The sequence below is a fragment of the Lacticaseibacillus hulanensis genome, from assembly GCF_004010095.1.
Taxonomy (GTDB): Bacteria; Bacillota; Bacilli; order Lactobacillales; family Lactobacillaceae; genus Lacticaseibacillus; species Lacticaseibacillus hulanensis.
Genome location: NZ_RRYD01000061.1, coordinates 1 through 1,085, shown reverse-complemented (window position 1 = coordinate 1,085; position 1,085 = coordinate 1). Strand labels below are relative to the sequence as shown.

Annotated in this window: 1 protein-coding gene; it reads left to right on the top strand. The window is 50.4% G+C overall.

Going from position 1 to position 1,085, the window contains the following annotated elements:
• Nucleotides 1-77: 77 nt before the first annotated feature.
• Nucleotides 78-1,076, top strand: coding sequence for an IS30 family transposase (locus tag EKN00_RS10780; RefSeq protein WP_127850223.1), 999 nt, complete (start codon nt 78-80; stop codon nt 1,074-1,076).
• The last annotated feature ends 9 nt before the right edge of the window (nt 1,077-1,085 follow it).

The following is a 1,085-nucleotide window of genomic DNA, read 5'->3' as shown; positions in this document are numbered from 1 at the left end:
CCAAATAGAAAAGACTCACAGCCTGAGTCCTTGTACAATGAAATCACCACAAGATCATATACAAGGAGAACTCGGCTATGAGTCCGTACAAACATCTTACCTTAAAAGAACGTGAAACGATACTGTTGGGAATCAATAATGGATGGACACAAGAAGCAATCGCCAAGAAAATTGGCCGTTCTAAGAGCACCATTAGTCGCGAAGTGTCTCGTAATGGCGGTTGGGAAAACTATTCCGTGGCAGACGCTCATGCCCGTTATCAGGACGTGCGACAGGGTTGCCGGCGCCATCGCATCCTTGACCGTCCAGAAGTACGCGAACGTGTAATCACCTACATCATGCAGTATCATTGGTCTCCTGAACAAATTGCGGGACGCCTGCGACATGAAAAGAGTACGATTCAAATCAGCTATCCAACGATTTACCGCGGCATCTATCGCGACAATCTTGGGGTGCCATTAAAGAGCCGTGGCGCACGTGGTATTCCACGTCTGTTGCGGCATCGTGGCAAAACCCGCAAAGTGAAAGGAACCATCAATGAGCGGCGGGGTCGTTTCAACGATGTCCCGTCAATTCATGAACGCCCTGTTTCAGCGGAGAAGCGTAGTTGGTTTGGTCACTGGGAAGGCGACACGGTCCGAGGCAAGACTGGCCGCTCCGCCCTTGTCACGCTCGTTGACCGCAAGTCACGCTTCCTTCTATCGATGCGCGTTTCAAAGGTCAACGCAGATAACGTCAAGGACGCAATGGTCGCGCTGCTTGGCGCACAACCAAACAATCGCGTGAGAACTGTCACTCCAGACCGAGGGACCGAGTTTGCGCGTTATCGCGAGCTGGCTCAAGAACTGAACACGAAGGTCTTCTTCCCTGATCCTCATGCGCCACAACAACGAGGAACAAACGAGAACACCAATGGGCTTATTCGCGAATACTTTCCAAAGAACACGGACTTAGACTTACAAAGCGATGAAGCAATAAAAGCCTTCGTTGAGCAACTGAATAACCGACCACGCAAGGTCCTAGGCTGGAAGACGCCATCAGAAGTTTACCTGGGTAAAAAGTTGCACTTGAGTTGACAATTCGTC

Coding starts and splice junctions, on each gene's coding strand:
- EKN00_RS10780 (WP_127850223.1), top strand. CDS start 78: ATGAGTCCGTACAAACATCTTACCTTAAAAGAACGTGAAACGATACTG.